The 12,196-nt window shown below is 73.8% G+C and carries 11 protein-coding genes; 8 read left to right on the forward strand and 3 right to left on the reverse strand.

Features of this window, described 5'->3' with window-relative positions; all coding sequences use genetic code 11:
- Positions 1-35 precede the first annotated feature (35 nt).
- The 8 genes from PS271_RS27445 to PS271_RS27480 are packed head-to-tail and all read left to right on the forward strand — an operon-like array spanning position 36 to position 8,319.
- Positions 36-287 (forward strand): acyl carrier protein, encoded by a 252-nt coding sequence (locus tag PS271_RS27445; RefSeq protein ID WP_398385526.1) that lies wholly within the window; start codon positions 36-38, stop codon positions 285-287.
- Positions 287-1,510, forward strand: a complete 1,224-nt coding sequence (locus PS271_RS27450) for a beta-ketoacyl-[acyl-carrier-protein] synthase family protein (protein ID WP_398385528.1) — start codon at positions 287-289, stop codon at positions 1,508-1,510. Before PS271_RS27445 ends, PS271_RS27450 begins: the two co-directional genes overlap by 1 nt.
- Positions 1,507-2,436: an SDR family oxidoreductase gene (locus tag PS271_RS27455; RefSeq protein WP_398385530.1), complete on the forward strand. Its 930-nt coding sequence runs from the start codon at positions 1,507-1,509 to the stop codon at positions 2,434-2,436. Before PS271_RS27450 ends, PS271_RS27455 begins: the two co-directional genes overlap by 4 nt.
- Positions 2,433-3,506, forward strand: a complete 1,074-nt coding sequence (locus PS271_RS27460) for an AfsA-related hotdog domain-containing protein (RefSeq protein WP_398385531.1) — start codon at positions 2,433-2,435, stop codon at positions 3,504-3,506. The genes PS271_RS27455 and PS271_RS27460 overlap by 4 nt, the downstream gene beginning before the upstream one ends.
- Entirely contained in the window at positions 3,503-4,504 is a 1,002-nt protein-coding gene (locus PS271_RS27465; RefSeq protein ID WP_398385533.1) for a beta-ketoacyl-ACP synthase III, read from the forward strand. The genes PS271_RS27460 and PS271_RS27465 overlap by 4 nt, the downstream gene beginning before the upstream one ends.
- Positions 4,492-5,997, forward strand: coding sequence for a coproporphyrinogen-III oxidase family protein (locus tag PS271_RS27470; protein ID WP_398385534.1), 1,506 nt, complete (start codon positions 4,492-4,494; stop codon positions 5,995-5,997). Before PS271_RS27465 ends, PS271_RS27470 begins: the two co-directional genes overlap by 13 nt.
- Before the next feature lie 5 nt (positions 5,998-6,002).
- Positions 6,003-6,980 (forward strand): alpha/beta hydrolase family protein, encoded by a 978-nt coding sequence (locus tag PS271_RS27475; protein WP_398385536.1) that lies wholly within the window; start codon positions 6,003-6,005, stop codon positions 6,978-6,980.
- Positions 6,970-8,319: an FAD-dependent oxidoreductase gene (locus PS271_RS27480; protein WP_398385538.1), complete on the forward strand. Its 1,350-nt coding sequence runs from the start codon at positions 6,970-6,972 to the stop codon at positions 8,317-8,319. The genes PS271_RS27475 and PS271_RS27480 overlap by 11 nt, the downstream gene beginning before the upstream one ends.
- A 111-nt stretch (positions 8,320-8,430) precedes the next feature.
- Here PS271_RS27480 and PS271_RS27485 read toward each other — a convergent pair whose 3' ends face one another.
- The 3 genes from PS271_RS27485 to PS271_RS27495 form a co-directional block, all read right to left on the reverse strand.
- Entirely contained in the window at positions 8,431-10,488 is a 2,058-nt protein-coding gene (locus PS271_RS27485) for a phosphocholine-specific phospholipase C (RefSeq protein ID WP_398385540.1), read from the reverse strand.
- Positions 10,489-10,670: 182 nt separating this feature from the next.
- Positions 10,671-11,120: a hypothetical protein gene (locus PS271_RS27490; protein ID WP_398385542.1), complete on the reverse strand. Its 450-nt coding sequence runs from the start codon at positions 11,118-11,120 to the stop codon at positions 10,671-10,673.
- Between the two features lie 51 nt (positions 11,121-11,171).
- A complete protein-coding gene (locus PS271_RS27495) occupies positions 11,172-12,164 on the reverse strand; it encodes a CapA family protein (RefSeq protein ID WP_398385544.1) in 993 nt (330 codons plus the stop codon).
- Positions 12,165-12,196: the final 32 nt, after the last annotated feature.

Genomic DNA, 12,196 nt, shown 5'->3' on the forward strand with positions numbered 1-12,196 from the left:
ATGTGCCCGTGCGAAAGCGAATCGGAGAGTTCCGTATGACCAGCGTGCCCGACCGCGCCTCCCTGACGGCATTCGTCACCGCATCCCTGGCCGATTTCGGCGCGGAAGAGGACCTCATCACTCCGGATGCCGCATTCGAGGATCTGGAGATCGACTCCCTCGACCTCGTGGAACTCGGCCAGGCCGTGAAGCGCCGTTTCGGCATACAGGTGCGCCCCAAGGACATGGACGGCGTCAAGACCGTCGGAGAGGCCCTCGACGCCATCTTCCGCACCGCGGGCATCTGATGGCCGCTCGCGCCGTGGCCGTCACCGGGGCGGGCGCGGTCACCTCCCTCGGCACCGGCGCCGGCCCGCTCCACCGGCGGGCCGCGGCCGGCGAGAGCGCCTTCGCCGGCGGAGAGGGCCGCTGCACGGACTTCGACCCCGCCCCCGCCCTCTCCCGGCGCGAGGCGCGCCGCACCGACCGGTTCTGCCAGTTCGCCCTGGTCGCCGCCGCCGAGGCGCTGACCGGAGCCGGGTGGAGCGGCGAACTCCCCTACGCGGCCGAGCGCGTGGCCTGCCTCGTCGGCTCGGGCGTCGGCGGCCTGGAGACCTTCGAGGCGCAAGCGACCGTCCTGGCCGCCGACGGCGCCGAGGCCGTCTCCCCGCTCATGGTCCCGATGATGATGGCCAACGCCGCGGCCGCCCAGATCGCCCTGCGCCACGGACTGCGCGGCGAGAGCCACTGCGTGATCGCCGCCTGCTCCGCCGGCGCCCAGGCCATCGGCGCGGGACTGCGCCTGATCCGGTCCGGCGAGGCGGACGCGGCCGTGGTGGGCGGCGCCGAAGCCGCGACCTCGCCCATCGTCCGCGCGGCCTTCCTCAACGCCGGCGCCCTCTCGCCGACCGGCACCTCCGTGCCCTTCGACCGCGGCCGCGACGGCTTCCGGCTGGGCGAAGGCGCCGGCATCCTCGTCCTGGAGGACGCCGGGGCCGCCCGCGAGCGCGGCGCGCCCGTCCTCGCCGAACTCGCCGGCTACGCCGCCACCACTGACGCCCACCACCTCACGGCACCCGACCCGGCCGGCGAGAGCGCCGCCCGGGCCGTCCGCGGCGCCCTCGCCGACGCCGGCATCACCCCCGCGGACCTGCACTACATCAACGCCCACGGCACCGGCACCGTCCTCAACGACCGGGCCGAGGCGGCCGCGCTCCGGCGCAGCCTCGGCGACGCCCTCGCCGGCATCCCGCTCTCCTCCACCAAGTCGTCCGTCGGGCACCTCCTGGGCGCGGCCGGCGCCGTGGAAGCGGTCGCCACGGTGATGGCCCTGCACCACCGGACCGCCCCGCCGACCGTGGGGCTGCGCGACCCCGACCCCGAGCTCGGCGCCCTAGACCACATCACCACCGCCCGCCCCCTCACGGCACCCGGGCCGCGCCCGCTGACCGCGCTGTCCACCTCCTTCGGCTTCGGCGGCCACAACGCCGTCCTCGTGCTGCGGGCGGCCTCCGGCGGGAGGGCGGCGTGATCCGGCTCCCCGGCCGGCGCTACGTGGTCACCGGCGTCCTCACCAGCGACTCCATCGCCTGGCACATCGCCAGGGAACTCCAGCTGGCCGGCGCCGACGTGCTCCTGACGGGCCACGGCCGCAGCCGCCGGATCACCGAACTCGCCGCCGCCGACCTGCCGAAGCCCGCCGAAGTGCTCTACCTCGACGTGACCCGCCCCGGCGACTTCACCGCCCTGGCCGCGGCGGTGGAGGAGCGCTGGCCCGCGCTCGACGGCGCCGTCCACGCCATCGCGGGCGCCCCGCCCGGCGCGCTCGGCGGCGGCTTCCTGACCACGCCGCCCGAGAGCGCCGAGGCGGCCTTCCGCACCAGCGCGGCCTCCCTCCACGGCCTGGTCACCGCGCTCGCCCCGCACCTGCACCGCGGCGCCGGGCACGGCAGCGTCGTCGGCCTCGACTTCGACGGCTCCCGCGCCTGGCCCGGCTACGACTGGATGGGCGTGGCCAAGGCCGCCCTGGAGTCCGTGTGCCGCTACCTCGCCCTCTACCTCGGACCCCGGGGCACCCGCGTCAACCTCGTGGCGACCGGGCCCGTCGACACCGTCTCCGGCCGCGGCGTCGCCACCTTCGACGCGCTCGACGCCCACTGGGCCGGCCACGCGCCCCTGGGGTGGGACAGCGCCACGGCGGCGGCCGACGTGGTGCCCGGCCCGGTGCTGTTCCTGCTCTCCGAGCTGGCCCGCGGCATCACCGGCGAAGTGCTCCACGCCGACGGCGGAATGCGGGCCGCGGGCATGGGGCTGCACGCCGGTACGGGGCTTCCTGCCGGTACGGAGCGGCCCGCCGATACAGGGTTGCCTGCCGCTACGGGACTTCCCGCTACGGGGCTTCCGGATACGGGCCTTCCCGCTACGGAACTTCCCGCCGGTGGACGGAGGCCGATGTGAACACCGGAACGACAAGCCCCGCCGAGGCCGTCCCCGCGCTGACCGCCGACCGGACCGTCCACCGCGGCCTCGTCCACAAGCGCGCCGTGGAACAGGTCCTGACCACGGCCGTCGCGGAGAGCGGCGGCCGCCTCCTCGGCACGGCCCAGCTGCCCCGCCTGCACCGCCACTACAACGACACCTGCGCCCCGTACCACGACCTCCTCCTCGTCGGAGAGGCCGCGCGCCAGACCGTCGAGGCCATCGTCCACGACCTGCTGCACGTGCCCCTCGACCGCCGCTTCGTGATCGGCGACCTGGGCATCGCCTTCACCGGCCTGGACGCGGTCCGTATCGGCCCCGCCCCCGCCGACCTCCTCGTCGAGCTGGACATCGACCGGCTGCGCCGCCGCCGCGACGGCTCCGTGCGCAGCCTGCGCGGCACCGCGACCTGCCGCATCGACGGCCGCGACGCCGCCCTCTTCACCGGAACCCTGCGCTTCCTGGAGGGCGACTCCTACGACGACCTGCGCGCCGGCAGCACCCGGCCCCCGGCCCCCGGCACCGGGGAGGCGCCGCCGCGGTGCGCCCCCTCCGCCGTGGGCCGCACGGACCCCCGCAACGTCGTCATCGGCGGCCTGCGCACCGAGCGGCCCGGGGGAGACGAGCGCCCCCAAGAGCACGAACCCGACGCCGAACCCGCCGCCGAATCCGCCGACGGCTTCGTGGCCGACATCGTGGCCGACCCGCAGGACCCCGTCTTCTACGACCACCCGCTCGACCACCTCCCCGGCATGCTGCTGATGGAGGCGGCCCGGCAGACCGCCCTGGCCGTCTGCGCGCGCATCCGTGGCGTACCGGCAGGCGCCCTCCTCGCGACCGCCTGCCGGGCCCGGTTCCTGGCCTTCGCCGAGCAGTCCGCACCCGTCCGCTGCCGGGCCCGCCCCACCGGCCCCCGCACGGTCGCCGTGACGGTGGAACAGCGCGGGGAGCCCGCCGCCGAACTGGAGATCACGATCGAGGCCGTGCCGGGCGCGGAACCCGCGGCCTGCGCGCCCACGCCCACCGCGCCTGCCGGCGGCGCACGATGACGACCGCCACGATCGCCGGCGTCGGCGCGGCCCTGCCCGCCACCGTCCTCGGCAACGACCACTTCACCCCTCTCGGCACCTCGCACGAGTGGATCGTCAAACGCACCGGCATCCACACCCGCCACTGGCTGAGCCCGGGCGAATCCCTGACCGGCCTCGCCGAGCAGGCCTGCCGGGAGGCGCTCGCCGACGCCGGGCGCGACGCCCGCGACGTCGACCACGTGGTGGTCGCCACCATCACCCCCGACCGCATCACCCCGGGCATCGCCCCCGGCCTCGCCACCCGGCTCGGCGCCCCCCACCCGCCCGCCATGGACCTCAACGCCGCCTGCGCCGGCTTCCTCTACGCCCTCGACCACGCCTGCGCGCAGATCGAGTCCGGCCGGGCCCGCTGCGTCCTGGTGTGCGCCGCCGAGGCGCTCTCCCGCATCACCGACACCACCGACCGCTCCACCGCCGTCCTCTTCGGCGACGCGGCCGGCGCCGTCGTCGTCACCCCCGCCGGGCCGGGCACCGGCGAGCGGCCCGCCTTCCGCCTCGGCTCGGACGGCCGCCACGAAGACCTGCTGTACGCCGACCCGGACGACCGCCTGCTGCGCATGCGCGGCCGCGAGGTCTACGAGTTCGCCGTCGCCTCCATGGCCGAGCAGACCCGCGCCGTCCTCACCGGCTGCGGCCTCACCCTCGCCGACGTCGGGCTCTTCATCGGCCACCAGGCGAACGCACGGATCCTGCGCGCCGTCGCCGCGGAGCTCGGCGTCCCGCCGTCCCGCACCGAGATCAGCATCGAGAACGTGGGCAACACCTCGTCGGCGTCCATCCCCTTCGCGCTGCGGCAGGCCAGGAACCGCGGCCGCCTGCACCCCGGCGACCGGATCGTGATGGCGGCGTTCGGCGCCGGCTTCGTCTGGGGAGCCGGCGTCATCCGCTGGCGGGCGCCGTCCCCGGCACACCCCGAGCACGCACCGCACGAGCAGGAGGAACCATGCCACCGCTGACCGCACATCAGGAGCCGTACTACCTGGGGGACAACGCCTCGCGCCCCGTCCCCTTCGACGGCGTCATGACCGTCTCGCACTACATCATGCCCAACTTCGCCACGATGGACTGGCACCAGGTCCCGCGCGAGAAGGTCGTCGAGAACATCCGCAGCCTGACCGACCCGGGCGGCAACCTGAACGACCGGATCATGATGTACATCCACGTGCCGTACTGCAAGTCGTTCTGCCACTACTGCAACTTCAACCGGTACCACTACCCGAAGCAGGACTCCGAGCGGCTGGAGCGCTACACCGACTACCTCATCAAGGAGATCGACTGGTACATGCGCCAGCCCTACGTGCAGGCGCGTGAGTTCACCGGCATCTACATAGGCGGCGGCAGCCCGTCCACGCTCCCCGTGACCGCCGTCGAGCGGCTGAGCGCCCACCTCCGCAAGGTCGTCCCGGACTTCGACTCCATCGAGAAGTCCTTCACCGGCGAGCCCCGCACCCTGCGCCGCCCCGGCCTCCTCGACGTCCTCAAGGACCACGGCTGGGACCGCGTCACCTTCGGCATCGAGACCCTCAACGCCAAGATCCACCGCAAGATCGGCCGCCTGGACACCCGCGACGACGTCGACGCGGTCTTCAACCGCATGCGCGACCTCGGCTACGAGGCCGACACCTGCGTCGACATGATGTACGACCTGCCCGGCCAGACCCTGGAGGGCTTCCAGGCCGAACTCGCCGAGCTCCTCGACTGCTACGACCCGGCCGAGATCGACCTGTTCACCACCATCTACCTGCCCTACCGCCCCCTGCACAAGCTCATCATGGACGGCAGGGTCGAACAGCCCGGCAGCCCCTGGCAGCTGCTCTCCATGCGCGAGCACCTCTACGACACGCTCAGCGCGGCCGGCTACCACAACACCATCGCCGAGACCTGGTCCAAGCGCCCCGAGCGCTCCCAGTACCAGACCGCGCACTGCGCCCGGCAGGACATCATCGGCGTCGGCTGCGCCGCCCGCGGCAACCTCCGCGACATGGTGTCGATCAACCCGGAGAAGGTCGACCAGTGGCAGGCCAACGTCGACGAACAGGGTGCCTCCACCGAGACCCTCCAGTCCATCGGCCCCGACGGCGTCCTCGACCGGATCATGGTGATGTTCCCCCGCTACAAGTCCCTCGACAAGGCGCTGCTGAACAGCTACGCCGAGCGGGTCGGCGAAGACGCCTTCGCCCGCGTGCAGCACGTCATCGACGGGCACCTGGCGGCCGGCGTCATCGACGAGCACGACGACCGCTACACCGTCAACAAACTCGGCGTCATCTGGCACGGCAACCTCCAGACCGACTACCTGCGCCACACCCTCAACACCAAGGGCGAGGTGCTGATGAACCACCTCACCGAGGCCCGCGCGGACTTCGACAACGAGGACCGCTTCGAGGTGACCCCCGAGACCGTCTACATCAAGGAACACGACGCCGAGTACCCGAGGCTGATGAAGTAGTGCCCATGAAGCCCGCGAAACAGCCTCCCGAGCCGCCGCCGGTCCTCGCCCGGATCGAGCCCGCGGACGGCGTGACCCTCGTCGCCCGCGTACTCGAACACCCGGAACCGGGCCGGCCGGTGGCCGTGGTCCTGCCCGCCATGGGCACCGCCGCCCGCTTCTACCTGCCGTTCGCCCGCGCCCTGCACAAGGAGGGCCTCACGGTCGTCACGGCCGACCTGCGCGGGCAGGGCGAGGCGACCCCGGCGGCGGGCCGGGGCGTCCGGTTCGGCTACCGCGAGCTGGCCGAGGAGGACCTGCCGGCCCTCGTCGCGGCCGTCCGCTCCGCCCTCCCGGGCCGCCCGCTCGTCCTCGTCGGCCACAGCCTCGGCGGACAGCTGGCCCTGCTGTACGCGGCGGCCGGCCGTGAGCCCGTCGACGCCGTCGTCCTCGTCGCCGCCGGATCCGTCTGGTACCGCGGCTTCGGCGGCCTGCGCGGGCTGCGCAACCTCGCCGCCGGCCAGCTCTTCGCGGCCCTGGCCACCGTCCTCGGCTACTGGCCCGGCGAGCGCGTCGGCTTCGGCGGCACCCAGGCGACCGGCGTCATGCGCGACTGGGCCCGCCAGGGGCGCACCGGCCGCTACCGCGTCACCGGCAGCACCACCGACTACGAGCAGGCCCTCGGCAGACTCGGCCTGCCGCTGCTCGCCATCGGCGTGGACAACGACACCCTCGCCCCGCCCGGCTCGCGCGAACACCTGCTCTCCAAAGCGCCCCGGGCCGCACTCGACCGCTGGCAGTACACGACCGAAGCCGCCGGCGGGAAGCGCATCGACCACTTCCGCTGGGTCCGCCACAACGCGGCACTGTGCGCACACCTCGCCCAGTGGGTGCTGAAGGCCACCGCCGCACCGGAAGGCACCGGCGCACCACCACAGACGGACCGGCCGCAACCGGAGAGGGACGGGCCGCAACCGGAGAGGGACGGGCCGCATGACGCCTGACGACAAGAGCGCCCCGACGCCCGCCGCGCCCCGCGTGATCGTCGTGGGCGGCGGCTGGTCGGGCATCGCCGCCGCCTGGAACCTGCACCGCGCCGGTGCCTGCCCCGTCCTCCTCGACGAACAGTCCGCCCTCGGCGGCCGCTCCGCAGCCGCCCCGCTCGGCTCCCGCAGCGTGACCCTCGGCGGCAAGAACATCGGCCGCAAATACACCTCCTTCCGCGCGTTCGCCGCCGCGATGGGCGCCCGCGACGCCGACTGGGAGCACTTCGGCATCAACTCCTCCCGCATCGAGAACGGCCGCGTCCGCACCGTCGACAGCACCAGCCGGGCCGCGAGCCTGACCGGCCTGCTGGCCGGCGTCCCCCCGCGCGACCTGGCCCGGATCCTGTGCCTCGCCCGCTACGTCCGCGGCGACCGCGCCAACGCCTTCCTCGCCGGCCCCGAGTTCGACCGCCTCGCCGCCCGCACCGGCGACCCCGCCCTCTCGGCGTACTTCGGGCCCGTCCTCCAGGAGCGGCTGCTGCGCCCGGCCGTCGTCCGCATGAACGGCGCCGAGCCCGACGAGACCCACCTGGGCACCTTCGGCACCAACCTGGGCATGCTCCTCGACAGCTTCGACCAGCTCACCGGCGGCTTCGACGGCATCCTCGACCGGTTCGCGGACACCGTCGAGACCCGCACCCGCACCCGCGTCACGGCACTCGCCGTCGAGGACGGCCGCGTCACCGGCGTGCACACCACCACCGGCGGCGAGGCCTCCGAGCTCGCGGCCGACGCCGTCGTCCTCGCCCTGCCCGCGCCCGCCGCCGCGGCGCTGCTGCAACCCCACCACCCGCAGCCCGCCCGGCTGCTGGGCCGCGTGCGGTACTTCCCCGTCACCGTCGTCGTCGCCGCGTACGACCGGCCGGTCTTCGACGAGCGCGTCCGCGCCCTGACGTTCCCGCCCGGCAGCCCTCTCAGCAACGCGGGCGCGTACGGGGTGGGGGACCGGCACCTCGTCCGCTATACCTTCAGCGGCCGGGCGGCCCGTGCCTTGCCGCACGGCCGCGACGACCTGATCGCCCTGGCCGAGAAGGAGCTCGGCGCCCACGTCGACCTCTCGGCCCCGCGCCGCACCGCCGCCGTGTCCGCCCGCTGGGAACACGGCCTGTGCGCCTACTCCGCCTTCCACTCCACGACGCTCAAGGCCCTCGCCGAACTCGCCAAGGACATGCCCGGCCTGGCCCTGACCGGCGACTACGTACGGGGCGCGTCCGTCGAAGCGTGCTTCCGGGGCGCGTACGCCTGCACGGACGACCTCGTCCGCACGCTCATGCCCGGCCCCCGCCCCCTGACATGACCGTCACGCGGGCGGCGGGCGCCCTGACGGCCACCGCCGCCCGGTAGCCGTCCGGCGCCCCCAGGTCCCGGACCGTCCACAGCCCCACCGGGCCCTGCTGCGCCGCGCCTGCTACGCCGTGCGGATCGCGGGGTCGCTCACCCCGGTCCCGCCGGTCTCGACGTGCCCGGCGAAGCGGCGCAGGTACGTGCCGTCCGTGTCGGAGACGACGCTCAGGTCGTACCAGCGCTTGCTGCGGCGCAGGTCCACAGCATGGACCAGCCGCCCGCCCGCGGGTACCCGGAACGTCTGCTTCTGCCCGCTGTAGGCGTCGGTGACGGTCAGCTTGCAGGCCTCGGCACCCGCGTTCGTCATCGTCAGCGTGAGCCCGCCGGTGCCGGCGTTGTGCCGGGCCGTCACCTCCGGGCCCGCGGCCTTGCCCGGCCCGCGGAAGGTGCGCAGGAAGCCGTTCGGGCCGAACACCGACAGGTCGTACGTGCCCTTGGAGTAAGCGGTGTTCCACGTGTCCGACAACTGCTGCCCGGCGCCCGCCGTGTACGTCCACGGGCCGTCCGTGCGGTTGCCCGAGGTGACGGTGAAGCACACGCCCGCCTTGTCACCGCCGCCGAACGTGAGCGTGAAGCGTCCGGTGGACGGGGTCGCGGAGCCGTCCACCAGCGGCGCGTACGGCAGCGGGCGGGTGGGCCGCGAGCCCTTCTCCTGCGCGGGCAGCGAGCCGCCCGCGGGGGGCTTCGGCACGTAGTCGGGGTGCCGCTTGTGGTCCGGCGGCTCGTAGGCCGCGGTGTCCGGCAGGGAGGCCGGGTGCGGGTCGCGGAGGCCGAAGTCGAAGGCCGACGTGAGGTCGCCGCAGATCGCGCGGCGCCACGGCGAGATGTTGGGCTCGCGCACGCCGAAGCGCTGCTCCATGAAGCGGATGACCGAGGTGTGGTCGAAGACCTCCGAGCACACGTAGCCGCCGGTGCTCCACGGCGAGACCACGAGCATGGGCACGCGCTGCCCCAGCCCGTAGGGGCCCGCGCCGTAGCGGGCGTTGCCGCCGAAGACGTCGAGCGAGGCGTCCACCGTCGACGCGCCCCGGTCCGCGCCGGCGGGCGGGAACGGCGGCAGGACGTGGTCGAAGTAGCCGTCGTTCTCGTCGTACGTGATGAACAGGGCGGTCCTGCTCCACACCTCGGGGTTCGAGGTGAGGGCGTCCAGGACCTGGGCGATGTACCAGGCGCCGTAGTTGACCGGCCAGTTCGGGTGCTCGGAGAAGGCCTCCGGGGCGGCGATCCAGGAGATCTGCGGCAGTTTGCCCGCCTTGACGTCCGCCTTGAGGACGTCGAAGTAGCCGCCGCCCTTCTTCACGTTCGTGCCGGTGCGGGCCTTCTCGTAGAGGGGCTCACCGGGCTTGGCGTTGCGGAAGTTGTTGAAGTAGAGGAGCGAGTTGTCGCCGTAGTTGCCGCGGTACGCGTCCTCGATCCAGCCCCAGGAGCCCGCCTTGTCGAGGCCGTCGCCCTCGTCCTGGTAGATCTTCCAGGAGACGCCGGCCTTCTCCAGCCGCTCCGGGTACGTCGTCCAGTCGTAGCCCGCCTCCTCGTTGCCGAGGACGGGGCCGCCGCCCTTGCCGTCGTTGCCGGTGTGCCCCGTCCACAGGTAGTAGCGGTTGGGGTCGGTGGCCCCGATGAACGAGCAGTGGTACGCGTCGCACACGGTGAACGCGTCGGCCAGCGCGTAGTGGAACGGAATGTCCTTGCGCGTCAGGTAGGCCATCGTGCCGGTGCCCTTGGCGGGCAGCCACTGGTCGTACCGGCCCTGGTTCCAGGCCTTGTGGCCGCCCTGCCAGTCGTGGTTGAGGCCCGCGATGAACTGCATGCCGAGGTTCTCGGCGTCCGGGTGGTAGGGCGGCACCTCCCTGGAACCGTCCGACTGGTACCACACCGGTTTGCCGCTGGGCAGGGACACCGGGCGCGGGTCGCCGAAGCCGCGCACGCCCTTCAGGGTGCCGAAGTAGTGGTCGAAGGAACGATTCTCCTGCATCAGGACGACGATGTGCTCGACGTCCTGGATGGTGCCGGCACGGCGGCGGGCGGGGATGGCTGCGGCGCGCTCGATGCTGCCCGACAGGGCCGCGAGGCCCGCGGTCGCGCCAGCGATCTGGAGAAACCGCCGCCGGTTGAGTTCTGGCATGGGTGTGAGGACCTCTTGGGAGTGGGGACGGGAACCGGTAGTTCCAAGAGCAGCGAGCGCCGGGGAAGGGGCCGTGTCGCGGGCGTGACTGAGGGCGGTACGCGAGGCGAACGTAGCGGACGGGCGGCGAGAAGGGGAGGGGTGGGGGAGGAGCGGCCTATGTGGACACCCCCGCCTCGGCCTCAGTGCCAGCGGCCCCGCGTCCGGTCGTAGGTCAGGGTCCGGCCCTCGCAGGAGCCCAGGTCCAGCTCCAAGAGCTGCTGGTACGCGGCCACCGGCAGGTCCGCCTCGATGGCGATCCGGGCGCCCGACAGCTCGTCCTCCAGCAGGAGCGGCTGCGGCGGTGCGGAAGGCTCGTCGGGGGAGTGGCGCAAGGCCCCTCCGAGCACCCGCTTCAGCGCCGCGCAGGCGTCCTGGGCGAGGAGCTGCCCGACGTTCTGGAGGAAGCCGCTGAGCGGCAGCACGACGAGGACCAGCCAGGTGAGCGCCTCGCTCCGGAGGGCCTCCAGCGTCGCGCTGTACGGGGTGACCCCCAGCCCCGCCAGGCCGTCGGTCAGCGCCGCGCGCTGCTCCTCACCGGTCTCGCCGGTGAAGTAGACGCGGGCGGCCAGGGGCGGCGGGGGAGCGCTCACCCGCCCGATGGTAGGGCGCGGGCCCCGGCGGAAGCAGGCACTCGGCCGAGTTCACTCCGCCCCGCGCCACTCCACCACGAGGCGGCCGTCGTCCGTCTCCGTCACCTCCGTACCGAAGACGGCACAGGCTTCGCGGAATCTGCGGGCGATCCACCGGGCCTCGCCCGCGTCCGCGAGCCGCGTGCGGCAGAATTCGAGCGCCAGCGGCACCGCCTCCACGCGGAGGGGGCGAGCGCCGTCGAAGGTGACGAGGAAGAGCAGGCCCAGGTCGTTGCGGAGCTCGTCGTCCGTCGCGTAGTCGTCGACGAAGTCCCCGAGGTCGTAGAGCACCCGCTCCGCGACCCCGTGGAAGACGTGCGCGGAGTGCCCGGCGACGAGCGTGGCGCCCGCGGTGAGGAACTCCTGCGCGGCGCGGCGGATGTACGCGGCGGGCCCACGGGTCATGTTCGGGCCCCAGTGCGGGGTGACGAGGGTGACGTCCACGGCGTCCGTGCCGTCCGTGCCGTCTGTGGCGAGGCCCGTGACGGTCCGCAGCAGCCAGGCCGGGGCGCCGGCGTCCAGGTCCGCGTGGGCGACGCCCGGCCGGTCGGGGCCCGCGGCGAAGTCGCGCGGGTGGTCGGTGACGCCGACGACGCCCAGCCGCAGCCCGCCGCGCTCGACGACCGCGGGCCGCCGCGCGGCCTGCTCGTCCCGGCCGGCCCCGGTCCAGGCGATCCCGGCGTCGGCCAGGTGGCGGACGGTGTCGAGCAGGGCCTCGGGCCCGTAGTCCAGGGCGTGGTTGTTGGCCAGGTTCACGCAGCTCACCCCGAGGTGCTGGAGGGTCCGTACGGCTACGGGCGGCGCCCGGAAGAAGAACGGCTTGAACGGGTCCCGCCAGCGCTCGCCGCGCGCGGAGACCGCGCACTCCAGGTTGAGGACGAAGGCGTCGGCCTCGTGCGCGACGGCCACCACGCCGTCGTCGAACAGGCTCTCCGGCGGGTCGGTGGCGAGCCGCCCGGCGACTTCGCGGCCCAGCATGGTGTCTCCCGCGAGTGCGAGTTTCACGGTTCAACCACCTCCCGCGGGTTCGGTCGCTT

This window comes from Streptomyces sp. SCA2-17 (genome assembly GCF_044336695.1).